Origin of the sequence: Burkholderia sp. Bp9143 (genome assembly GCF_003853645.1) — a bacterium.
GTDB lineage: Bacteria > Pseudomonadota > Gammaproteobacteria > Burkholderiales > Burkholderiaceae > Burkholderia.
Genome location: NZ_QTPO01000047.1, coordinates 1 through 22387 on the forward strand (window position 1 = coordinate 1; position 22387 = coordinate 22387).

A 22387-nucleotide genomic window follows, 5' to 3' on the forward strand; every position below is an offset into this window, starting at 1 on the left:
GCGGCCACGGTGCGTGCGCGGGCCGCTTGCCAGCAGCGGAAAAACGCCGCCGCATTTCGGGCACGTCACGCCATGGCCGCCCAGCGCCACACCAATGCCGAGATGCTTGAGATCACCGGCGGCTTCGGTGACGGTGCCGCCATGATCGGTGACGTCTCCCAGGCAAACCATTTCGTGATTTTGAGCGTTCTTCATCGGTGACTCGTGCGAGGAATGAAGACGTTCTTTTATCTCGCTCCGAAGTCCAGCGCAATTTTCAAGATGGAAATCGATGGTTTTCGATAATTTGATTAGTAAAACGATGGATGTATTCGTACTTATACGAGTCCATCGTGAATAGAGCGCGCGTTGAGATCGATGTCACGACGATGCAATCCGCCCCCCGACCTGCTGGTAAGATGGCCCGCAATCCCATCCTGCCCGCGCCATGAGCTCCACCCCGACCAAGCCCGCGAAGCCGAAGAACGCTGCGAAGAACGCCACCCGCGCGACGGGCGACAAGCCGAAGGCGCGCGTGCAGCAACGCCTGACCTACGTGATCGGCGGTCTCGACCGGCTGCTGCGCCGGCATATGACCGACGCGCTCGCCCCGCTCGGCATCACGCTCGCGCAATACACGGCGCTGTCGGTGCTCGAGGCGCGCGGCGCGTCGTCGAATGCGCAACTGGCCGAGCGCTCGTGGATCACGCCGCAATCGGCGAACGAGGTGATGAGCGTGATGGCCGCCCGCGGCTTCGTCACGCGCGAAGCGGATCCCTCGCACGGCCGCATCATCCTGCTGACGCTGACCGACGAAGGCGCGGCGATGCTGCGTGAATGCGAAGCCGTGCTGCGCCCGCTCGAGAAGCGCATGCTCGGCGACATCTCCGCCGACGACGCCGCGCACGTGCAGCGCGCGCTCGAACTGTTCTCGCGCAACCTGCGCGGCTGACTCCTTCCCGAACCTTCCCGGCGCGGGCCCGTGCGGCCCGCTTTCGCTTTGCCGGTCGCCTGACCGTTCCCCGATTCCGTCGTTTCCTCCACCCGTCCGCTCCGGGTTTACACCGGCGCGCGTGCCGCTTGCAATATCAGGTAGCCTGATATTAAATGAAGCCGTCCGCAGCAGGAATGCTGCGCACCGAATCGCACAGGAACGAACGACAGGAACCGACATGAGCAAGTACGACAACCGCTGGCAGACCGTTGAAGTGAACGTGGAGGCCGGCATCGCGTGGGTGATGCTGAACCGCCCGGACAAGCGCAATGCGATGAGCCCGACGCTGAACCGTGAGATGCTGGAGGTCCTCGACGCGGTCGAATTCGACGACGAGGCGAAGGTGCTGGTGCTGACCGGCGCGGGCGCCGCGTGGACGGCCGGCATGGATCTGAAGGAATATTTCCGCGAGATCGACGGCGGTTCCGACGCGCTGCAGGAAAAGGTGCGCCGCGACGCATCGGAATGGCAGTGGCGCCGCCTGCGGATGTACAACAAGCCGACGATCGCGATGGTGAACGGCTGGTGTTTCGGCGGCGGGTTCTCGCCGCTCGTCGCGTGCGACCTCGCGATCGCGGCGGACGAAGCCGTGTTCGGGCTGTCGGAGATCAACTGGGGCATCCCGCCGGGCAACCTCGTCAGCAAGGCGATGGCGGACACGGTCGGGCATCGCCGCGCGCTGCACTACATCATGACCGGCGACACGTTCACCGGCGTGGAAGCCGCGGACATGGGCCTCGTGAACAGCAGCGTGCCGCTCGCCGGCCTGCGCGACGCGACGATCGCGCTGGCCGCGCGGCTGATGGACAAGAACCCGGTCGTGCTGCGCGCGGCGAAACACGGCTTCAAGCGTTCGCGCGAACTCACGTGGGAGCAGTGCGAGGATTACCTGTATGCGAAGCTCGACCAGGCGCAGTTGCGCGATCCGGAGCGCGGCCGCGAGCAGGGGCTGAAGCAGTTCCTCGACGACAAGACGATCAAGCCGGGCCTGCAGGCATACAAGCGCTGATACAAGCGCCGACGCAACGGCCAACGCAACCGCAAGAGACAGGCAAGGCAGGAGACGACATGACCGACAGACGGATGCTGATCGCCGGCGAGTGGTGCACCGCCCGCGACGGGCGAACCTTCGACCGCTTCAACCCCGCGACGGGCACGCTCGCGTCGCGCGCGCCGGCGGCCGGCCCGGCCGACGCAGACGCGGCGATCGACGCCGCGCATCGCGCGTTCCCCGCATGGGCGGCGCTCGCGCCGACCGAGCGGCGCCGCCGGCTGCTGAAGGCGGCCGACCTGATGGACGCGCGCATCGACGAGATCATCGCGACCGGCGTCGCCGAAACCGGCGCGACGCCCGGCTGGCTCGGCTTCAACGTGACGCTCGCGGCGAACATGCTGCGCGAGGCCGCGTCGATGACGACGCAGATCGACGGCGACGTGATCCCGTCCGACATACCCGGCATTCTCGCGCTCGCGATGCGCGTGCCGTGCGGCGTGGTGCTCGGCATCGCGCCGTGGAATGCGCCGGTGATCCTCGGCACGCGCGCGCTGGCGATGCCGCTCGCGTGCGGCAACACGGTCGTGCTGAAGGCGTCCGAAGCGTGCCCGGGCGTGCACGCGCTGATCGGCGCGGTACTGGATGACGCCGGGCTCGGCGTGGGCGTCGTCAACGTGATCACGCACGCGGCCGCCGACGCACCCGAACTCGTCGAGCGGATGATCGCGCATCCGCACGTGAAGCGGATCAACTTCACCGGGTCGACGCATGTCGGGCGCATCATCGCGCGCCATGCGGCCGCGCACCTGAAACCCGTGCTGCTCGAACTCGGCGGCAAGGCGCCGGTGCTCGTGCTCGACGATGCCGATCTCGATGCGGCCGTCGACGCGATCGCATTCGGCGCGTTCTTCAACCAGGGGCAGATCTGCATGTCGACCGAGCGCGTGATCGCCGCGCGGCCGATCGCCGATGCGCTCGTCGAACGGCTGACCGAGAAGGCGCGCACGCTGGTCGCCGGCGATCCGCGCGCGGGCCATCCGCTCGGCACGATGGTCGATGCGGCGGCCGCCGCGCGTGCGGCGTCGCTCGTCGAGGACGCGCGTGCGCACGGCGCGCGTTTGCCGCTCGGCTGCCGGATCGAGGGCGCGACGATGCAGCCGGCGATCGTCGACGGCGTGACGCGCGACATGCGGCTCTATCGCGAGGAATCGTTCGCGCCGGTGGTGGCGATCCTGCGCGCGGACAGCGACGACGAAGCGGTCGCGCTCGCGAACGACAGCGAGTTCGGGCTGTCGGCGAGCGTGTTCAGCCGCGATGTCGCACGGGCGATGACGGTCGCGCGCCGGATCGAATCGGGGATCTGCCACATCAACGGGCCGACCGTGCACGACGAGGCGCAGATGCCGTTCGGCGGCACGAAGGCGAGCGGCTACGGCCGCTTCGGCAGCCGCGCGTCGATCGCCGAATTCACCGAGCTGCGCTGGATCACCGTGCAGACCACGCCGCGTCACTACCCGATATGAGCGAGCCGACGATGAATGCATCGAAGCCCGTGAGCGGGCCGGTAAACGACACGGGCGGCGTGCGCTATCGCGCGGCCGCCGTCGCGGTCGGCGCGGCGGAGATTCGTCGCGCGGAAAACGGCGCGTGGTACCTACGCTCGCGCGAGCCGCTCGGCAATTACCCGACGCGCCTGACCGATTGCCTCGTGCGCGGCGCGCAAGCGCACCCCGACCGCGTGCTGGCCGCGCGGCGCGGCGCCGACGGCCGCTGGATCGAGATCACCTACGCGCGGATGCTCGAACGCGCCCGCGCGCTGGGCCAGGGTCTCGCCGATCTCGGGCTGTCGGCCGAGCGTCCGCTCGCGGTGCTGTCCGGCAACGATCTCGAGCATCTGCAACTGATGTTCGCGGCGATGCTGGCCGGCGTGCCGTACTCGCCGATCTCGCCCGCGTATTCGCTGGTGTCGACCGACTACGGCAAGCTGCGTCACACGCTCGGCGTGCTGAAGCCGGGCGCCGTGTTCGTCGCCGAACGCGCGCCGTTCGCGCGTGCGCTCGACGCCACGTTGCCGGCCGATGCGGCGCTGCTCGTCGCACGCGACGAAGATGCCGACGCCGACGGAAAAGGCCGCGCGGTGTCGCTGTCGCGCTTGCTCGCCACCGTCCCGCGCACGATCGACGCGATCCATGCGGCGGTCGGCCCCGATCATCTCGCGAAGATCCTGTTCACGTCCGGTTCGACGAAGCAGCCGAAGGCCGTGCCGACCACGCACCGGATGCTGTGCAGCAACCAGCAGATGCTGCGCCAGACGATGCCCGAGCTGACGCGCGAGCCGCCGGTGCTGGTCGACTGGCTGCCGTGGAATCACACGTTCGGCGGCAGTCATAACCTCGGCATCGCGCTGTACAACGGCGGCACGCTGTACATCGACGACGGCCGTCCGGTGCCGGGCCGCTTCGACGAAACCGTGCGCAACCTGCGCGAGATCGCGCCGACGATCTACTTCAACGTACCGAAGGGCTGGGAAGAACTGACCGCCGCGCTCGAACGCGATGCCGTGCTGCGCGACACGTTCTTCTCGCGCGTGAAGCTGTATTTCTTCGGCGGCGCGGGCCTGTCGCAGGCCGCGTGGGACCGGCTCGACCGCGTGACTCACGCGCATTGCGGCGAACGGATCCGGATCATGGCCGGCCTCGGGATGACGGAGGCGTCGCCGTCGTGCCTGTTCACGACGGGCCCGCTGATGCGCGCCGGCTATATCGGGCTGCCCGCGCCCGGCTGCGACGCGAAGCTGGTGCCGTGCGGCGGCAAGCTCGAACTGCGTTTCAAGGGGCCGAACGTGATGCGTGGCTACTGGCATGCGGACGTCGATCAGCGCGACGTGTTCGACGACGAAGGGTATTACCGCAGCGGCGACGCGGGCGTCTTTGCCGATCCGGAGCGGCCGGAACTCGGGCTGCTGTTCGACGGGCGACTGACCGAGGATTTCAAGCTGAGCAGCGGCACGTTCGTGAGCGTCGGGCCGTTGCGCGCGAACGCGGTGTCGAGTGGCGCGCCGTACGTGCAGGACGTGGTCGTCACCGGGATCAATCGCGACGACATCGGGCTGCTGGTGTTTCCGCGCGTCGACGCGTGCCGCGCGCTCGCGGGGCTCGCTGCCGATGTGCCGGTGTCCGACGTGCTGCGCGCGCCGGCCGTGCGTGCGGCGTTCGCGGCTTGGCTTGCCGTGCTCAACCGGCACGCGAGCGGCGGGTCGACGTTCGTCGCGCGCATCCGGCTGATCGACACGCCGCCGTCGCTCGATCTCGGCGAAGTGACCGACAAGGGCTCGCTGAACCAGGCGGCCGTGCAGAAGCATCGCGTGGCGACAATCGACGCGCTGTATGACCCGGCGCGGCGCGATCCCGATGTGATTCACGCGTAGGCAGCACAAGCAAACATAGGCAGGAACAGGCAGGCATAACGACCGGCCGGCCACGATACCGGCAGGCATTCTTGCGGCCAGTAAATCAGGTTGCCTGATAAAGGCGACCGTTCGGACGACACCTCGCGCGCCGCTTCGCCACTGGCCGGCGGCGGCGCGCGGCGGCCGTTGCAGGGCCGACCGACTACAAGACATGGGACTGGAGACACGATGAACACTTACGTTGCCGAAAAACCCACGGTCGCGACCACGCTCGCGCTGTGTTTCGCGGTCGCACTCCTCGAGGGACTCGACCTGCAGTCGGTCGGCGTCGCGGCACCGCGCATGGCCCACGAATTCGGGCTCTCGGTTTCACAGATGGGGCTCGCGTTCAGCGCGGGCACGTTCGGCCTGCTGCCGGGCGCGATGCTGGGCGGCTGGCTGGCCGACCGGATCGGCCGCAAGCATGTGCTGATCGCGTCGGTCTGCCTGTTCGGGCTGCTGTCGATCGCGACCGCACAGGTGTCGAGCTTCGCGATGCTGGTCGCCGTTCGCGCGCTGACCGGCCTCGGCCTCGGCGGCGCGATGCCGAACCTCATTGCGTTGTCGTCCGAAGCGGTCGACGCACGCTCGCGCAGCAGCGCGGTGGCCGTGATGTACTGCGGGATTCCGTTCGGCGGCGTGATCGCGTCGCTGATCGGCGTGCTGCTCGCCGGCGACGCCGAATGGCGGCACATCTTCTATGTCGGGGGCGTCGGGCCGCTGCTGCTCGCGCCGTTGCTGCTCGCACTGCTGCCTGAATCGCGTGCGTTCCTCGACGTCAGCGCGTCGGGCGCGACGCGCCCGGGTGTCGCGCAGACGCTGTTCGGCGGCTCGCGCACCGGCACGACGCTGGCGCTGTGGCTCAGCTACTTCTGCACGCTGATCGTGCTGTATTTCCTGCTGAACTGGCTGCCGTCGCTGATGGCCGCGAAGGGGCTCGCGCGCAGCCAGGCCGGGATCGTGCAGATCTTCTTCAACATCGGCAGCGGCCTTGGCGTGCTCGGCATCGGCATGTCGATGGACCGCTTGCGTCCGTCGCGTGTGGTCGGCGGCATGTATGCGGGGATCGTGCTGTCGCTTGCCGCGCTGGCGATCGCACCCGGACTCCTGTGGCTGTCTGCCGCCGCGTTCGCGGCCGGGATGTTCGTCGTCGGCGGCCAGTCGGTGCTGTATGCGCTGGCCGCGATCTATTACCCGACCGCGATGCGCGGCACCGGCGTCGGCTCCGCCGTCGCCGTCGGCCGGCTCGGCTCGGTGGTCGGGCCGCTCGCCGCCGCCGAATTGCTCGCGATGGGGCGCAGCGCGCCGGTCGTGATCGGCGCGAGCATCCCCGTCACGCTCGTCGCCGCCGTCGCCGCGCTGGTGCTGATCCGGCGCCCGCAGGCACACGACTGACCTCTTACTCTTTCAACCACGAGCGCCGGTAGAGCGCGATTACGACGCAGGTCTGGAGACGAACACCATGAAGCACACCAAAGCCTTGCTGGCGGCCGGCGCATGCGCGCTGGCCGCGACCGGCGCGCACGCACAGTCGAGCGTGACGCTGTACGGGATCATCGACACGGGCGTCGAGTTCGTGTCGCACGCGAACGCGGCCGGCGACCACGTCGTGCGCATGCCGGGCGTGACCGGCGAACTGCCGTCGCGCTGGGGGCTGCGCGGCGCCGAGGATCTCGGCGGCGGCTATCAGGCGGTGTTCACGCTCGAAAGCGGCTTCAACGTGCGCGGCGGCGATCTCGGCCAGGGCGGCCGGCTGTTCGGGCGGCAGGCGTTCGTCGGGCTGAAGGGCGGCTTCGGCACGCTCGCGTTCGGCCGCCAGTACACGATGACCTATCTCGCGCTGCAGGGCGCGGACATCATCGGCCCCGACATCTACGGGCTCGGCTCGTTCGACGCGTACGTGCCGAACGGCCGTACCGACAACGCGGTGACCTACGTCGGCACGTATCGCGGCGTGACGCTCGGTGCCGCGTATTCGTTCGGCCGCGACGGCGCGGGCACCGGCAACTCGCCGGGGCAGGGCACGTGCGCGGGGCAGGTGCCGGGCGACGCGACGCAATGCCGCGACTGGTCGGTGATGCTCAAGTACGACAGCGCGTACTTCGGTGCGGCGGCGTCGTACGAGGAACAGCGCGGCGGCACCGGTGCGGCCGCGAACTTCTTCGACGGCATCGCGCCGGTCGCCTTCACGAGCAGCGGCGGCAAGGACGCGCGCACGCACGTGAGCGCGTATGCGCAGGGGGCGGGCGCGCGGATCGGCGCGGGCTGGATCGGGCGGCGCGTGTCGACCGGTTCGCCGGCCGCGCCGGGCGCGCATTCGGATCTGTTCTTCGTCGGCGCGTCGTATGCCGTGAAGCCCGATTTCGTCGTCGACGGCGAAGGCTACCGGATCGTCAACAGCGCGCACGACACGCGCGCGACGATGGCCACGCTGCGCGCGACCTATCTGCTGACGAAGCGCACGGCCGTCTATGCGCAATCGTCGTATCTGTGGAACAGCGCGCATGCGCGCTACGCGGTCAGCGGCGGCGGGGCCGGCACGACGCCCGGCGCAGGGATGGGGCAACTCGGCGCGATGGTCGGCGTCCGGCACATGTTCTGATCCGGCAGCCTGACGAACGGGAGATATCTTGAACAGGAAATCTGCATTCCTCTGCATTGCGCCGCTGTCCGCCGCGGCCATGCTCGCCGGCTGCGGCGGCGACGATTCGGTCAACTCGACGCCGACGCATATGAGCGCCGCGACGCCGGCCGCGATGGCGCAGACCTGCGACGCGCTCGCCGCGAAGCTGTCGTATGCGAACACGTCGTTCACGTCGGTGACGACCGCGGCCGCGGGCGCACTGAAGGTGGCCGGCAAGCCGATCGCCGAGCACTGCGTGATCGAAGGGAAGATGAACGAGCGCGTGAGCGCGGTGGACGGCAAGACCTACGCGATCGGCTTCGAGATGCGCTTGCCGAAGGCGTGGAACGGCCGCTTCTTCTACCAGGCGAACGGCGGGCTCGACGGCAATATCGTGACCGCGACCGGCGAGATCGGCGGCGGCGGGCCGCTGACCGACGCGCTGAACATGGGCTTCGCGGTGATCAGCTCGGATGCCGGGCACGGCGCCGCACAGAACCCGCTGTTCGGCCTCGATCCGCAGGCGCGGCTCGACTACGGCTACGGCGCCGTCGATGCGCTCACGCCGATGGCGAAGCAGGTGATCCGGCTCGCATACGGGAAGACGCCCGACCGCAGCTATTTCGGTGGCTGCTCGAACGGCGGCCGTCACGCGATGGTCACGGCCGTGCGCAATGCGGGGGACTACGACGGGATCATCGCGGGCGACCCGGGCTTCCATCTGCCGAAGGCGGCGATCGGCGAGATGTACGGCGCGCAGCAGTTCGCGAAGATCGCGTCGGCGACCGGGACGAACGGGCTGCCGGACATCCGCAGCGGCTTTACCGACGCGGAACGCCAGTTCGTCGGCGCGAAGATTCTGGACAAGTGCGATGCGCTCGACGGCGCGACGGACGGGATGGTGCAGGACGTCGCCGCGTGCCAGGCGCATTTCAGCGTGGAGACGGACATCCCGACCTGCGCGAACGGCACGCGCACCGGTTCCTGCCTGACGACCGCGCAGAAGGGTGCGCTCGAGAACGTGTTCGCAGGCGCGCGCAACAGCGCGGGCACGGCGCTCTATGCGAGCTTTCCGTACGATCCGGGCATCGCCGGCCCCGGCTGGGCGGCGTGGAAGCAGTCGAATTCGGTCGTCCTCGACCCGGCTGCGATGGCGTTCACGTTCATGACGCCGCCGAAGACCGCCGCGACGCTCGCGAACCTCGCCGGCTTCGCGCTCGGCTTCGACATGGACAACGACGCACCGGCGATCTTCGCGACGAACGGCGTGTACACGCAATCCGCGTGGTCGTTCATGACGCCACCCGACGAGACCAACCTGTCCGCGCTGAAGTCGCGCGGCGCGAAGCTGCTCGTGTATCACGGCACCGGCGACCCGGTGTTCTCGTTCAACGACACGAGCGACTGGTATGGGCGGCTCGCGCAGGCGAACGGCGGCGACGCGTCGGGCTTCGCGCGTTTCTATCCGGTGCCGGGGATGAACCATTGCTCGGGCGGGCCGGCGGCCGACCAGTTCGACATGCTGACGCCGCTCGTCGCGTGGGTCGAGCAGGGGCAGGCGCCGGCGGCGATCGTTGCCGCCGCGCGCGACACGACGAACACGGTGCCGAACGCGGACGTGCCGACGTCGTGGGGGGCGGGGCGCACGCGGCCGCTGTGCCCGTATCCGCAGGTCGCGCGCTACAACGGCTCGGGCGACGTGAATTCGGCGGCGAGCTTCAGTTGTCGTTGACGTAGTCGGTGTGTGAAGGTACCGATGCGCGGGGGCATCGGTACCTTTGCCGTTGTTCTGCAGCGGATGGGGCGAATGTGCCTGTCGGCTCAACGGAACCGGGGATGCGCCACGCATGGCGACGGCGTTTGCCGCCAAACGGGGCAACCGGAGATACTATGGCGCTTTCTCGTCGGCGCGACACGTCCTGACGGACGTTCCACGCCAGGTATCTTTCCTCTGATTCGACCATGCAAACCGTAGCGGTACTCGACTTCGAAACAACCGGGCTTTCTCCGAACATGGGGGACAGGGCGACCGAGATCGCCGTGATCCTTCTCCGCGACGGCGAGATCGTCGACCGCTACCAGAGCCTGATGAACGCGGGGCGCCGCATTCCGTCCGATGTCGTCGCGCTCACCGGGATCACGAACGAGATGATCGCGTCGGCGCCGCCGGTGGCGAAGGTGATGAAGGAAGCTGCCGCGTTCGTCGGCAGCCATCCGGTCGTCGCGCACAACGCAGGCTTCGACAAGCGCTTCTGGCAGGCCGAGCTCGGGATGCTCGGGATGGCGGCCGATCATGCGTTCGCGTGCACGCTGCTCGTCGCGCGGCGCATCTACCCGCACGCGCAAAGCCACCGGCTGTCGAGCCTGGCCGAGATGCTGCGCTTGCCGCAGGCGGGCCGTGCTCACCGCGCGATGGTCGATGCGGAGATCGCGAGCCATCTGTGGTGCCGGTTGCAGCGCGACATCGGCGAGACGTACGGGGTGCGGCACATCGATCACGGGCTCATGTCGCGCTTGCAGACGACGAGCAAGGCGAAGGTCGCGACGTTCTTCGGGTCGTTGGCCGCCGGCGCCCGCTGAGAGCGGCTGACGCCGGTCGTCACTCGCCGAGGTTCACCGGCACCTCGAGCCGGCCGTCACGCGTCGGGATCCACCGGCACCTTGAGTCGGCCGTCACTCGCCGAGATCGACCGGCACCTCGAGTCCGACCTTCACGCGGCTCATGCTCACCAGCGTCTTGAACCGCTTCACGTTGTTGTTCGCGAAGAACAGCTCGCGCGTGAGCGCGTTGTACTGATCCATGTTGCGCACGGCCAGGATCAGCACGAAATCCCATTCCCCGGTCACGTAGTAGCACTGCTGGATCTGCGGGCAACGCTCGAAGGTCCGCTTCATCGCGTCGAGCTGGTCGATCTGCTCGCTCTCGACCTCGACGTTCACGACGATCGTCAGCGGATGATCGACCTTCTCCGGCGCGACGACGGCGGTGTAGCGCTCGATCACGCCGTCTTCCGCGAGCCGCCGCAGGCGGCGGTTCACGGCGGCGGTCGACAGGTTCACGCGGGCGCCAAGTTCGTTCTGCGGCGTGTTCGCGTCGCGCTGGACTTCCATCAGCAGCTTGCGATCGAACGCATCGAGTGGGGTGGGCATGATGGTGCGGCAGCCTCGAAAGAATGAGAAATTTTTGCGTCCGGACCGCCGATTTGGCGATTTTTTTGACCGGCATGCGCAATATTATTTTTCGGACCGACGGCGAGCGCAACCCGTATGCGCCCGCACCGCATCCACCGACGGGCCGCTCGCGCGCCCCTTTTCCGGAGCCCTTCCCGCCATGCTGATCGCCAATCCCCGCGCGTCGCGCACCGACTATCCCGACACGCTGCAACGCGTCATGAACATCGCCGCGGCCGACGAGAGCGGCGCGTGGCTGTCGCACTGGCCGCTCGTCGGCGCCGCACGCACGCCGTTGCGCGCGCTGCCCGACCTGGCCGCGCGGCTCGGCGTCGCGAGCGTCAGCGTGAAGGACGAGGCATGCCGCTCGCCGCTCGGCAGCTTCAAGGCGCTCGGCGCGCCGATCGCGCTGATGCGGCTCGTGAAGCGGCTGCGGGGCAACGAGGAACTCGATCCGCAGGGGCTCGTCACGGGCCGCTACGCGGCGTCGCTGGCCGACCTGACGGTGATCAGCGCAACCGACGGCAATCACGGCCGCGCGTTGGCCGCCGCCGCGCGCGCGATCGGCTGCCGCTGCGTGATCGTGTTGCACGCGCACGTCGACGCGGAGCGCGAGCAGGCGATCGCCGCGCACGGCGCGCGGATCGTGCGGATCGCCGGCAACTACGACGAATCGGTCGTGCACGCCGCGCAGCTCGCGGACGCGAACGGCTGGCACGTGGTGTCGGATACGTCGTACGACGGCTACGAGGCGATTCCGCGCGACGTGATGCAGGGTTATGGCGTGATCGCGGCCGAAGCGCTCGCGCAGCAGACGGGCGACGACGACAACGGCGGCCGGCCGTTCACGCACGTCTTCCTGCAGGGCGGCGTCGGCGGTCTTGCGGCCGGTATCGCGAGTTATCTGTGGGAGCATGCTGGCGTGCAGCGGCCGCATTTCATCGTCGTCGAGCCGCGCCAGGCCGATTGCCTGTACCAGAGCGCGCTCGCCGGGCGCGCGACGAAGGCGACCGGCAGCGTCGATTCGGTGATGGCCGGGCTCGCGTGCGGCGAGGCGTCGCCGCTCGCATGGGATTTCCTCGAGCCGAGCATCGACCACTTCATGCTGATCGACGACGACGACGCGGTGCGGGCGATGCGCGCGCTTGCCGCCGGCAGCGAACGCGACGTGCCGTTCGTGTCCGGCGAATCGGGCGCGGCGGGCATCGCGGGGCTGACCGTGCTGATGCGCTACCCGGCGCTGGCGCGGCAGGCGGGGCTCGATGCGAACGCGCGCGTGCTGGCAATCAACACGGAAGGCGCGACCGCGCCGTCCGTCTACCGGCAGTGCGTCGGCGAGACGGCCGACGCGGTGCTGGCGCGCCAGCGCGACTGGCTGAACCGCGCGGCCGCGATGGCCTGAGCGAACCCAACGACATGACGATCGACGAGGCAAGCACCATGGACGCACTGGACGCAGCGGCGGAAAGCACGCTGCAGGGGCAACTGAAGACCTGGCGCCGGCATCTGCACCAGCACCCGGAGACGGGTTTCGAGGAAGTGAACACGTCGGACTACGTCGCGCGGATCCTGACGACGCTCGGGCTCGACGTGCATCGCGGAATCGGCGGCACCGGCCTCGTCGCGAACCTGACGGTCGGCACCGGCACGCGCGCGATCGGCATCCGCGCGGACATGGACGCGCTGAACATCGCCGAGCACGCGCCGGGCCGCGAACACGCGTCGCGCACGCCGGGCAAGATGCATGCGTGCGGGCACGACGGCCACATGTCGATGGTGCTCGGCGCCGCGCAGCTGCTGGCCGAGCGCAAGGACTTCGACGGCACGGTGCGCTTCATTTTCCAGCCGGCGGAGGAACATGGCCGCGGCGCGAAGGCGATGATGGCCGACGGCCTGTTCGAGCGCTTTCCGGTGGACGTGATCTTCGGTGCGCACAACATGCCGGGCATGCGCGCCGGCACGTTCTCGACGCGCGCGGGCGGCATCATGGCGAGCGAGGACAACTTCGTGATCCGGATCGACGGGCGCGGCACGCATGCGGCGCGCCCGCACATGGGCATCGATCCGATCGTGATCGGCTCGCAGATCGTGCTCGCGCTGCAGACGATCGTGTCGCGCAATCTCGATCCCGGCCAGCAGGCCGTGATCTCGTGCACGGAGTTCATCACCGACGGGCTGCGCAACGTGCTGCCGTCGACGGTGACGATCAAGGGCGACACGCGCAGCTATTCGCGCGACGTGCAGGCGCTGCTGGAAACGCGGATGCGCGAGATCAGCGAAGGGATCTGCCGCACGCACGGCGCGACCTGCACGTTCGCGTACACGCACGAGTTCGCGCCGACGGTGAATTCTCCGGAATGGGTCGATACGGCCGTGCAGGCCGCCGCGCATGTCGCGGGCGCCGACGCGGTGAACGCCGACGTGCAGCCGATGATGATCTCGGAAGACTTCGGCGCGTTCCTGCAGGCGGCGCCGGGCAACTTCGTGTTCATCGGCAACGGCGAAACCGCCGGGCGCGGCGGCGTGCCGCTGCACAACGCGACGTACGATTTCAACGACGAGATCCTGCCGGTCGGCGCGCGCTATTTCGCGGAAGTGGCGCGGCGCGCGTTGAAGGCTGCGTAGCGCGCCGTCAGCAGGCCGCTACGCGGCCGGTTCGCTGATTCGGGCGAGCGGTTACGCTTCGGCCGCCCGCTTGCCCGGCGCGTCGGCCGTGCTGGTGCGATCGAGGATCGCCAGCACTTCGCGCGCGGTGTTCTCCGAATGGCTGCGCAGCACCTGCGGCAGCCGCGTATGGTCGGGATCGGCGAGCGCGGCCATGATCTCGTCGTGCTCGTGCAGCGATTCGGCCCAGCGCAGCGTGTCCGTGTTCGCGGCGCCGCGCGCGCGGTGCACCTTCGACATCAGCGACGCATAGATGCCCGACAGCACGGGATTGCCGGCCGCGTCGACGATCATCTGGTGAATCTGCTGGTTCAGCCGGAAATACTCGACGCGCTTGCCTGCTTCATGGCATTCGACCATCTTCCGGTGCTTCGCCTGCAGCGCGGCGAGCGTCGACGCGCCGATGCGCTGGCGCAGCAATTCGCCCGCCATTGCCTCGAGCCCGTGCAGCAGTTCGAACGTCGATACGAGATCGTCGATGTCGATCGACGCGACGCGATAGCCGATGTACTGGCGATGCGTGACGGCGCCTTCCGCGACGAGCACCTTCAGCGCCTCGCGCAGCGGCGTCTTCGACACGTCGAACGCGAGGCTCAGTTCCTTTTCGTCGATCCGAGCGCCGGGCGGCAGTTCGCCCTCGTCGATCATCACGCGCAGGCGCGCGGCGATCTCCGCGGCCATGCCGCGGGTGCGCAGAAGCAGGGGATTGCGGGGTGTCTGGCTCATGATGGTGCGAGCTTATCACGATATCGGGGCTTACCCTGCACCATCGTAGTGACAAAACAAATTCAATGAAACCAAGCGTTTACGCTAACGGTAATTATAAATTTCTAATCCTATACTCGGCTCAACGTTGCGCGACGTCCTGACCATCCTCGTTCACTCCTGGAGTCCGTCCATGTCTTCAACCTCCGGTGTCGCCGGCCTGACGGTCGGCAAATCCGCCGTCCGCTGGAAGATATTCGTCGTCATGCTGAGCCTCATCGCGATCAACTACGTCGATCGCGCGTCGCTGTCCGTCGCCATGCCTTACATCTCGCAGGAGTTCAAGATCGGGCCGGCGATGGAGGGTCTGATCCTCAGTTCGTTTTTCTGGACCTATGCGGTGATGCAGATCCCGGGCGGGATGCTGGCCGACCGGTTCAAGCCGCGTATCGTGATCGCGACGGCGACGGTGTTCTGGGGCTTCTTCCAGGCGATCGCCGCGCTGTGCACGAGCGCGCCGTCGCTGCTGCTCACGCGTCTCGGCCTCGGCGCGTCCGAAGCGCCGATCTACCCGGCCGGCGGCAAGCTCAACGCGATCTGGATGACGCAGACCGAGCGCGGCCGCGGCGCCACGCTGCTCGACGGCGGCGCGCCGCTCGGCGCGGCCCTGGGCGCGGTGCTGATCGCCGGCCTGATCGCGCTGCTCGGCTCGTGGCGGCTCGCGTTCGCGGTGGCCGGCGTCGGCACGGTGCTGGCCGGTTTCCTCGCGTGGTACTACATCCGCAACACGCCGCGCGAGCATCCGGGCGTCAACGATCTCGAAGCCGACTACATCGAGGCGTCGCACGCGAGCGACCTCGCGGCCGAGCCGGCCGGTGCGTCGGGCCGCTCGCGCGACTTCTTCAAGTACCGCTCGGTGTGGTGCATGTTCTTCGGCTGGATGTGCTTCAACAGCGTGTTCTACGGGCTGCTCACGTGGATGCCGAACTACCTGCACAAGGTGCACGGCTTCGACATCAAGCAGATGGGCGGCTCGACCTTCATCATCTTTTTCTGCGGCTTCATCGGCGAACTGCTCGGCGGCTGGATCGCCGACAAGTGGAAGGCCGCGGGCGGCCGTCCGAACGTCGTGATGCGCACGCTGTTCGGCATCGCCGCGGTGATCGCGACCGTGTCGATCTTTTCCGTCGCCTATGTGAAGAGCCCGGTCGTGTGCGTCGCGCTGCTGTCGTCGACGCTGTTCTTCCTGCGCTGGTGCGGGCTGTACTGGTGCATCCCGTCGTCGCTCGGCACGCGCAACAAGATCGGCTTCCTCGGCGGCCTGATGAACCTCGGCGGCAACATCGGCGGCATTACCGTGCCGATCCTCGTCGGCGCGATCGTGCAGTTCACCGGCTCCTACTTCCTTGCGCTGATGGTGTTCGCGGCGGCCGGCGTCGGCCTGCTCGTGTGCTCCAGCGCGATCGACTACGAAAACAAGCTCCCGGTCTGACCGACCCCTTTCACCGCATCGACTGCATTCACTGTTCACTGGTAAAGAGAAATCCATCATGAAGAAACGTACCCTGCTCGGCATGCTCACCCCGTCGTCCAACACGTCGCTCGAACCGCTGACGAGCGCAATGGTCGCCGGCCTGCCGGGCGTGTCCGCGCACTTCGCGCGCTTCCCGGTCACCGAGATCTCGCTGACGGGCCAGGCGCTCGGCCAGTTCGACGACGACAAGATCATTCAGGCCGCGATGCTGCTCGCCGACGCGAATGTCGACGTGATCGCGTGGAACGGCACGTCGTCCGGCTGGCTCGGCTTCGAGGCCGACGAGCGGCTGTGCCAGCGCATCACCGAAGCGACGGGGATTCCCGCCACGACCTCCGTGCTCGCGCTCAACGAGATCCTGAAGAAGACCCACGCGCATGAGTTCGGCCTCGTCACGCCGTACCTCGACGACGTGCAGACGCAGATCGTCGACAACTACCGCCGCTCGGGGCTGAACTGCATCGCCGAGCGTCACCTGAACCTGAAGGTCAATTTCTCGTTCTCCGAAGTGACGGGCGACCAGATCGGCGGGATGGTGCGCGAAGTCGCGAAGGCCGGTCCGCGCGCGATCTCGATCTTCTGCACGAACCTGAATGCCGCGCACCTGGTGCCCGCGCTCGAGGAAGAGACGGGCATTCCGATCTACGACACGATCTCCACCGTCGTGTGGAAATCGCTGCAGCTCGCCGACTACGACACGCGGCAGGTGAAGGGCTGGGGCCGCCTCTTCAGCGACGTGATCTGAGGCGCGCGCCATGTCGAACGATCTCGATTTCGTGATCCGTCACGCGGACGTCGTGACGGCGGCGGACCGGTTCTCGTGCGACATCGGCATCCGCGCGGGGCGCGTGGCCATGCTCGGCCACGGGCTGCCGCGCGCGCCGCGCGAGCTCGATGCGGCCGGGATGCTCGTGATGCCGGGCGGCGTCGATGCGCACTGCCATCTCGACCAGCCGATGCCCGACGGGCTGAAGATGGCCGACGACTTCCTGTCCGGCACGCGCTCCGCGCTGTGCGGCGGCACGACCACCGTGGTGCCGTTCGCCGCGCAGGCGAAGGGGCAGTCGCTGCAGGCGGCCGTCGACGACTATCACCGGCGCGCGCAAGGGCGTGCGCTGATCGACTACGGCTTTCACCTGATCGTCGCCGATCCGACGCCGCACGTGCTGGCCGAGGAACTGCCGCGGCTGATCGCCAACGGCTATACGTCGTTCAAGGTGTACATGACCTACGACGACCTGAAGCTGAACGACCGGCAGATGCTCGACGTGCTGTCGGTCGCGCGCGCGCACGGCGCGCTCGTGATGGTGCATGCGGAGAACTCGGACTGCATCGGTTGGCTGACCGAGCGGTTGCTCGGCGACGGCCACGTCGCGCCGCATTTCCATGCGCATGCGCGACCGGCCGTGGTCGAGCGCGAGGCGACGCATCGCGCGATCGCGTTCGCGGAGCTGGTCGACGTGCCGATCCTGATCGTGCACGTGTCGGGCGCCGAGGCGATCGAGCAGATCCGCTGGGGGCAGTCGCGCGGGTTGCCGATCCTGGCCGAAACCTGCCCGCAGTACCTGTACCTGACGGCCGCCGATCTCGGCCATGGCGGTCACGACGGCTACGAGGGCGCGAAGTGCGTGTGCAGCCCGCCGCCGCGCGATCCGGCGAACCAGCAGGCCGTGTGGAAGGCGTTGAAGCAGGGCGTGTTCTCGGTATTCTCGTCCGATCACGCGCCGTTCAACTACGACGATCCGTGCGGCAAGCATCCGGGTGGGCATGCCGTGTCGTTCGACCATATCCCGAACGGCATTCCGGGGCTCGAGACGCGCTTGCCGTTGCTGTTCGACGGCGTGCGCAAGGGGCACCTGTCGCTGCACCAGTTCGTCGAGCTGACGTCGCTGCGGCCCGCGAAGCTGTACGGGCTGTATCCGCGCAAGGGCACGATCGCGGTCGGCGCCGATGCGGATATCGTCGTGTGGGACCCGGACAAGCGCGTGCGGATCGCGAATGCGTCGCTGCATCATGCGGTCGACTACACGCCTTATGAAGGGATCGAGGTGACGGGCTGGCCGCGTCATTGCCTGTCGCGCGGCGAGCTGCTCGTCGAGGATGGGCGGCTGCTCGCCGCGGAGCCGGGGCGCGGGCAGTTCCTGCCGGCCGGCAAACCGTGTCTCGACTGATTTCACGTGATTCGATGTGACGGCCGGCCGGAAACGGCGGGTGAGGGTTTCAACAGGAGCACATTCCGATGAGCGTTTCCCACGCAATGCGCGGCATCGCGGCCGCCGCGATCGTCGCCGGGTCGTGCGGCGGCCCGGCGCTGGCCGCGGGCGGCGCGCCGCAGGACCTGCCGAGCGTCGTGCCCGAATCGGTCGGCGTCGATTCGGCGCCGCTCGTGCGGATGTCCGAATGGCTGCGCCGCGACCGGATGGACGTGCGCAGCCTGGTCGTCGTGAAGGACGGCAGGATCGTGTTCGAGCGCTACGGCGACGGCCTCACGCGCGACAACAACTACGAGTTGTATTCGGTGACGAAGACGATCACCGCGCTGCTTGCCGGCATCCTCGACGGCGAGGGCAGGCTCGGCCCGTCGACGAAGGTCGCGCCGCTGATCGCGGCGGCACGGCCCGATCTCGCGAGCGAACTCGCGGACAAGCAGGACATCGAGCTGCGGCACCTGATGTCGATGTCGAGCGGTTTGCGCTACACGACGCGCGAAGGCACCGATCCGCTGTACTACGACGCGCCCGACCGGCTGCGCGTCGCGGTGACGAGTCGGGCCGCGCGGCCGCCCGGCACGCATTTCGACTACATCGACGTGAACCCGGTGCTGGTCGGCACGGCCGTGTCGATCGCCGCGGGCGAGCGCGAGGACGACTTCGCGCGCAGGCGGCTGTTCGAGCCGCTCGGCTTCGCGCATTACCGCTGGAGCGGCGCCGACGGCGCCGGCGCGGTGGCGGGCGGCTGGGGCCTGCGGCTGCGTGCCGTCGACATGGCGAAGATCGGCATGCTGCTGCTCGACCAGGGCCGCTGGAACGGCAAGCAGGTCGTGCCGGCCGGCTGGGTCCGGCAGATGACGACGCCGTCGCCGGCCGCGGCCGATTACGGCTACTACTGCTGGATCAGTCACGTTGTCGAGCACGGCACGCCGGAATTCGGCGCGATGGGCTTCAAGGGGCAGTTCATCACGGTGCTGCCCGCGCAGCGTGCGGTCGTCGTGATGACGAGCCTGTTGCCGACGGATGGCGGCTTGCGCGATGCGACCTATCTGAACCTGTATCGGCGCATGGTCGGCGACTACATCCTGCCGGCGCTTACGCCCGCGCGGCCGCCGGTCGAAAGCACGGAGGCCACGCAGGCGCTGCGCGACGAACTGGCGCGCAGCCGGCAGACGAAGGGCGTGCCCGGTACCGCCGCCGCGTTCAACGATGAACCGGAGATTTGATGAGGATCACGAACGTCATTGATCATTCGTCTACATCGCATCCCGCTGCGCGCCGCGCTGCGGCGCCTTTCGTGCGCCGGTTGCTCGCGCGGGTGGCGGCGCTGGTGATCGGCGGTGGTGCGCTGGCGTCGGCATCGATGCCGGTGCTGTCCGCGGCGCAAGCGGGCGACGCGTTGCCGCCGCTGCGTGAAACCGGCCTTGCGGCCGCCGCGCCCGAAGACGCCGGCGTCGATTCGCGCAAGCTCGTCGACCTGTCGCGCTGGATCCGCGAGCAGAAGCTCGATGTGTACAGCCTGCTCGTCGTGAAGGACGGCAAGCTGATCTTCGAGCGCTACGGTGCGAACGCGTCGCGTGATTCGACCTACGAGCTGTACTCGGTGACGAAGGCCGTGACGTCGCTCGTCGCCGGCATCCTGGTCGATCGCGGGGCCGTGCATCTCGACGAGCCGGTGGCAGCACGGCTCGCCGCGTGGCGCCCCGACCTCGGCGGCGCGCTCGCGGACAAGCGCGGCATCGCGCTGAAGCACGTGCTGTCGATGTCGAGCGGCCTCCACTACGACTTCAGCCCGAAGGACGATCCGATCTACTACACCGCGCCGGACCGGCTGAAGCTCGCCGCGTCGGCCGTGCCGAAGGTCGCGCCCGGCACCGCGTTCGACTACACGGACGTGAATCCGATCCTCGCGTCGGCGACGTTGAGCGCGGCGGCGGGCGAACCCGTCGAGCGCTATGCGCAAACGCACCTGTTCACCCCGCTGGACATGAAGCGCGCGGCGTGGGAGCGCGCGGACCGCACCGGGCTCGTGTCGGCCGGCTGGGGGCTGCGGCTGCGCGCGGTCGACATGGCGAAGATCGGCATGCTCGTGCTCGACGGCGGGCGCTGGCAGGGGCGGCAGGTCGTGCCGCAAGCGTGGATCGCGCAGATGACGGCGCCGCGCGTGTCGCCGCATTTCGGCTACTACTGGTGGATCAACAACATCGTCGACAGGGAGCCGGAATTCGACGCGATGGGTTTCAAGGGGCAATTCATCACGGTGCTGCCGAAGCGCAATGCGGTGATCGTGATGACGGGCGTGCTGCCGGTGGACGGCGGGCTGCGCGATGCGGAGAACGTGAAGCTGTTCCGCCGGATGGTGAACGGTTACATCCTGCCGGCGCTCGACGGCGGCGCTGCGTCAGGGCAGGGTTCCGGCGGCGGCGATACGCGTGCGGCGCTGCGCGACGAGCTTGAAGTGAGCGCGCGCTCCGCAGGGGTGCCCGGCACGCAGGTCGATCCGACCGATCTGCCGAAGTAGCCTGGGTGCATGCGTCCGGCTCACGCGTGCTGGCGAGCCGGACGTGCCGCTCGTCACATCACGCCAGCTCGCCCAGGCACGCGTCGAACCGCGCGACGAGCGTGTCGACGTCGTCGGCCGTCGTCTGCGGACACACGAGCATCATGTTGTGGAACGGCGTGATCAGCACGCCGCGGTTCAGCAGGTACAGATGCACGATGTGCTCGAGTTCGCTGTCGAGCTGTTCGCCCGCGATCGTGCCGTTGCGCGGCGGCGCGGGTGTGAACTGGAACTCGGTGCGCGCACCGATGCGCGTCACGCACCACGGCAGCCCGTGTTTCGCGATCGCCCGTTCGAGCCCGGTGGCGAGCCGCGCGGCCAGTTCGAACATGTGCGCATACGCGGCGTCGGTCGCGACTTCGGCGAGCGTCGCACGCATTGCATGCATCGCGAGCATGTTCGCGGTGAGCGTCGTGCCGATCCCGGAATGGCCGGGCGGCGCGTTGAGCTTCGCCTGCTTCGCGCGTTCCGCGAATTCGGCGCTGAAGCCGTACACCGCGCACGGTACGCCGCCCGCGATCGGCTTGCCGACCACCAGCGCGTCCGGTTCGAGACCGTGCGCGGCCGCGTAGCCGCCCGGGCCGCTGCTGATCGTGTGGGTTTCGTCGATCACGAGCAGCGTGCCGTAGCGGCGCGTCAGTTCACGTGCGGCTTCCCAGAAACCCGGCTCCGGCAGCACCATCCCGATGTTCGTCATCGCCGGCTCGGCGAGTACGCACGCGACGTCGCTGTCCTTCAGCGCCGCTTCGAGCGCGGCCAGATCGTTGAACTCGACGACGCGCGTGTTCGCGAGCAGGTCGTAGGACTGCCCGAGCAGGCTGTCGCGCTGAACCGGGCGGCCGTCGACGAGATCGACGAACACGTCGTCGACCGTGCCGTGATAGCAGCCGTTGAACACCACGATCGTGTTGCGGCCGGTGGCCGCGCGCGCCCAGCGCAGCACGAAGCGGTTCGCATCGCTCGCGCTCAGCGCGAACTGCCAGACCGGCAACTTGAAGCGGCGCGCGAGTTCGCGCGACACCCAGGCGGCGTCCTCGCTCGGCAGCATCGTCGTGTAGCCGCGCGTCGCCTGTTCGGCGAGCGCGCGCGCGACCGGCTCGGGCGCATGGCCGAACATCGCACCCGTGTCGCCGAGGCAGAAGTCGGCGTAGCGATGACCGTCGACGTCGCTGAAGGTCGCGCCGCGCGCTTCCTTCACGACCAGCGAGAACGGCGTCGACCAGTCCTGCATCCAGTGCAACGGCACACCGAAGAGCAGATGCTCGGCCGCTTCCGCGGACAATGCGCGGGAGATCGGCATGGCTTCGGTGAATGCACGGCGCTCGCGATCGAACAGCGCGCGGGCGCGGATGAGGTCGACTCCGTGGCGGGTCTGCAATTGAGGCTCCTGTAACGGGTTTGAACGGGCGGGTGATGCCTCCGTGAGCTTGTCATATTCCATGCACGCGGTCGATTCGGACCCGGCCGCGTATCCGTCAGACATGGAGTTTTTGCGCATAAAGATA

The 22387-nt window shown here is 68.4% G+C and carries 19 protein-coding genes; 15 read left to right on the plus strand and 4 right to left on the minus strand.

Annotation, left to right across the window (positions count from 1 at the left end; translation table 11 throughout):
- Window positions 1-195 (minus strand): PAAR domain-containing protein (locus DIE23_RS29325; protein ID WP_148093476.1); only part of this gene is annotated, 195 nt, incomplete at its 3' end.
- Between the two features lie 232 nt (window positions 196-427).
- Between DIE23_RS29325 and DIE23_RS29330 the strand changes: the two genes are divergently transcribed.
- From DIE23_RS29330 to DIE23_RS29365, 8 genes are all read left to right on the plus strand, one after another.
- Complete coding sequence (locus DIE23_RS29330; RefSeq protein ID WP_124615310.1) at window positions 428-931, plus strand: MarR family winged helix-turn-helix transcriptional regulator; 504 nt, start codon at window positions 428-430, stop codon at window positions 929-931.
- A gap of 220 nt (window positions 932-1151) precedes the next feature.
- Window positions 1152-1982 carry a p-hydroxycinnamoyl CoA hydratase/lyase gene (locus DIE23_RS29335; RefSeq protein ID WP_124615311.1) on the plus strand — a complete coding sequence of 277 codons (831 nt, stop codon included), beginning with the start codon at window positions 1152-1154 and terminating at the stop codon, window positions 1980-1982.
- A 59-nt stretch (window positions 1983-2041) separates the two neighbouring features.
- The gene (locus DIE23_RS29340; RefSeq protein WP_124615312.1) at window positions 2042-3490 is read left to right on the plus strand and encodes an aldehyde dehydrogenase; all 1449 of its coding nucleotides are present in this window, start codon (window positions 2042-2044) and stop codon (window positions 3488-3490) included.
- On the plus strand, window positions 3487-5394 hold the full coding sequence (locus DIE23_RS29345; protein WP_124615313.1) for a feruloyl-CoA synthase: 1908 nt from the start codon (window positions 3487-3489) through the stop codon (window positions 5392-5394). Before DIE23_RS29340 ends, DIE23_RS29345 begins: the two co-directional genes overlap by 4 nt.
- Before the next feature lie 210 nt (window positions 5395-5604).
- Complete coding sequence (mhpT, locus tag DIE23_RS29350) at window positions 5605-6810, plus strand: 3-(3-hydroxy-phenyl)propionate transporter MhpT (protein ID WP_124615314.1); 1206 nt, start codon at window positions 5605-5607, stop codon at window positions 6808-6810.
- 67 nt (window positions 6811-6877) lie between these two features.
- Window positions 6878-8017, plus strand: coding sequence for a porin (locus DIE23_RS29355; protein ID WP_124615315.1), 1140 nt, complete (start codon window positions 6878-6880; stop codon window positions 8015-8017).
- Between the two features lie 28 nt (window positions 8018-8045).
- Entirely contained in the window at window positions 8046-9770 is a 1725-nt protein-coding gene (locus DIE23_RS29360) for a tannase/feruloyl esterase family alpha/beta hydrolase (RefSeq protein ID WP_124615316.1), read from the plus strand.
- A 230-nt stretch (window positions 9771-10000) separates the two neighbouring features.
- A complete protein-coding gene (locus DIE23_RS29365; RefSeq protein WP_124615317.1) occupies window positions 10001-10618 on the plus strand; it encodes a PolC-type DNA polymerase III in 618 nt (205 codons plus the stop codon).
- Between the two features lie 93 nt (window positions 10619-10711).
- On the opposite strand, the gene DIE23_RS29370 is transcribed toward DIE23_RS29365, so the two are convergent.
- Window positions 10712-11188: an Lrp/AsnC family transcriptional regulator gene (locus DIE23_RS29370; RefSeq protein WP_124615318.1), complete on the minus strand. Its 477-nt coding sequence runs from the start codon at window positions 11186-11188 to the stop codon at window positions 10712-10714.
- A gap of 181 nt (window positions 11189-11369) precedes the next feature.
- Between DIE23_RS29370 and DIE23_RS29375 the strand changes: the two genes are divergently transcribed.
- Together DIE23_RS29375 and DIE23_RS29380 are read left to right on the plus strand one after the other, a co-directional pair.
- On the plus strand, window positions 11370-12611 hold the full coding sequence (locus DIE23_RS29375) for a diaminopropionate ammonia-lyase (protein WP_124615319.1): 1242 nt from the start codon (window positions 11370-11372) through the stop codon (window positions 12609-12611).
- A 38-nt stretch (window positions 12612-12649) separates the two neighbouring features.
- Window positions 12650-13834, plus strand: a complete 1185-nt coding sequence (locus DIE23_RS29380) for a M20 aminoacylase family protein (RefSeq protein ID WP_124615320.1) — start codon at window positions 12650-12652, stop codon at window positions 13832-13834.
- Window positions 13835-13885: 51 nt separating this feature from the next.
- Here DIE23_RS29380 and DIE23_RS29385 read toward each other — a convergent pair whose 3' ends face one another.
- A complete protein-coding gene (locus tag DIE23_RS29385) occupies window positions 13886-14599 on the minus strand; it encodes a GntR family transcriptional regulator (RefSeq protein WP_124615321.1) in 714 nt (237 codons plus the stop codon).
- Window positions 14600-14771: 172 nt separating this feature from the next.
- Between DIE23_RS29385 and DIE23_RS29390 the strand changes: the two genes are divergently transcribed.
- The 5 genes from DIE23_RS29390 to DIE23_RS29410 all read left to right on the plus strand — a co-directional run bounded on the left by DIE23_RS29390 (window position 14772) and on the right by DIE23_RS29410 (window position 20843).
- The gene (locus tag DIE23_RS29390; protein ID WP_124615322.1) at window positions 14772-16070 is read left to right on the plus strand and encodes an MFS transporter; all 1299 of its coding nucleotides are present in this window, start codon (window positions 14772-14774) and stop codon (window positions 16068-16070) included.
- A gap of 58 nt (window positions 16071-16128) precedes the next feature.
- Window positions 16129-16857: an aspartate/glutamate racemase family protein gene (locus DIE23_RS29395; RefSeq protein WP_124615323.1), complete on the plus strand. Its 729-nt coding sequence runs from the start codon at window positions 16129-16131 to the stop codon at window positions 16855-16857.
- A 10-nt stretch (window positions 16858-16867) separates the two neighbouring features.
- Entirely contained in the window at window positions 16868-18283 is a 1416-nt protein-coding gene (gene hydA / locus DIE23_RS29400; protein WP_124615324.1) for a dihydropyrimidinase, read from the plus strand.
- 68 nt (window positions 18284-18351) lie between these two features.
- Window positions 18352-19548, plus strand: a complete 1197-nt coding sequence (locus DIE23_RS29405) for a serine hydrolase (protein ID WP_124615325.1) — start codon at window positions 18352-18354, stop codon at window positions 19546-19548.
- Window positions 19548-20843 (plus strand): serine hydrolase, encoded by a 1296-nt coding sequence (locus DIE23_RS29410; protein ID WP_124615326.1) that lies wholly within the window; start codon window positions 19548-19550, stop codon window positions 20841-20843. The genes DIE23_RS29405 and DIE23_RS29410 overlap by 1 nt, the downstream gene beginning before the upstream one ends.
- Window positions 20844-20901: 58 nt before the next feature.
- Here DIE23_RS29410 and DIE23_RS29415 read toward each other — a convergent pair whose 3' ends face one another.
- Entirely contained in the window at window positions 20902-22260 is a 1359-nt protein-coding gene (locus tag DIE23_RS29415; protein ID WP_124615327.1) for an aspartate aminotransferase family protein, read from the minus strand.
- Window positions 22261-22387: the final 127 nt, after the last annotated feature.

What these genes read in the sequence shown, in the direction of transcription:
- DIE23_RS29330 (WP_124615310.1), top strand. Translation starts at nt 428, where the DNA reads ATGAGCTCCACCCCGACCAAGCCCGCGAAGCCGAAGAACGCTGCGAAG.
- DIE23_RS29335 (WP_124615311.1), top strand. Translation starts at nt 1,152, where the DNA reads ATGAGCAAGTACGACAACCGCTGGCAGACCGTTGAAGTGAACGTGGAG.
- DIE23_RS29340 (WP_124615312.1), top strand. Translation starts at nt 2,042, where the DNA reads ATGACCGACAGACGGATGCTGATCGCCGGCGAGTGGTGCACCGCCCGC.
- DIE23_RS29345 (WP_124615313.1), top strand. Translation starts at nt 3,487, where the DNA reads ATGAGCGAGCCGACGATGAATGCATCGAAGCCCGTGAGCGGGCCGGTA.
- mhpT (WP_124615314.1), top strand. Translation starts at nt 5,605, where the DNA reads ATGAACACTTACGTTGCCGAAAAACCCACGGTCGCGACCACGCTCGCG.
- DIE23_RS29355 (WP_124615315.1), top strand. Translation starts at nt 6,878, where the DNA reads ATGAAGCACACCAAAGCCTTGCTGGCGGCCGGCGCATGCGCGCTGGCC.
- DIE23_RS29365 (WP_124615317.1), top strand. Translation starts at nt 10,001, where the DNA reads ATGCAAACCGTAGCGGTACTCGACTTCGAAACAACCGGGCTTTCTCCG.
- DIE23_RS29370 (WP_124615318.1), bottom strand. Translation starts at nt 11,188, where the DNA reads ATGCCCACCCCACTCGATGCGTTCGATCGCAAGCTGCTGATGGAAGTC.
- DIE23_RS29375 (WP_124615319.1), top strand. Translation starts at nt 11,370, where the DNA reads ATGCTGATCGCCAATCCCCGCGCGTCGCGCACCGACTATCCCGACACG.
- DIE23_RS29380 (WP_124615320.1), top strand. Translation starts at nt 12,650, where the DNA reads ATGGACGCACTGGACGCAGCGGCGGAAAGCACGCTGCAGGGGCAACTG.
- DIE23_RS29385 (WP_124615321.1), bottom strand. Translation starts at nt 14,599, where the DNA reads ATGAGCCAGACACCCCGCAATCCCCTGCTTCTGCGCACCCGCGGCATG.
- DIE23_RS29390 (WP_124615322.1), top strand. Translation starts at nt 14,772, where the DNA reads ATGTCTTCAACCTCCGGTGTCGCCGGCCTGACGGTCGGCAAATCCGCC.
- DIE23_RS29395 (WP_124615323.1), top strand. Translation starts at nt 16,129, where the DNA reads ATGAAGAAACGTACCCTGCTCGGCATGCTCACCCCGTCGTCCAACACG.
- hydA (WP_124615324.1), top strand. Translation starts at nt 16,868, where the DNA reads ATGTCGAACGATCTCGATTTCGTGATCCGTCACGCGGACGTCGTGACG.
- DIE23_RS29405 (WP_124615325.1), top strand. Translation starts at nt 18,352, where the DNA reads ATGAGCGTTTCCCACGCAATGCGCGGCATCGCGGCCGCCGCGATCGTC.
- DIE23_RS29410 (WP_124615326.1), top strand. Translation starts at nt 19,548, where the DNA reads ATGAGGATCACGAACGTCATTGATCATTCGTCTACATCGCATCCCGCT.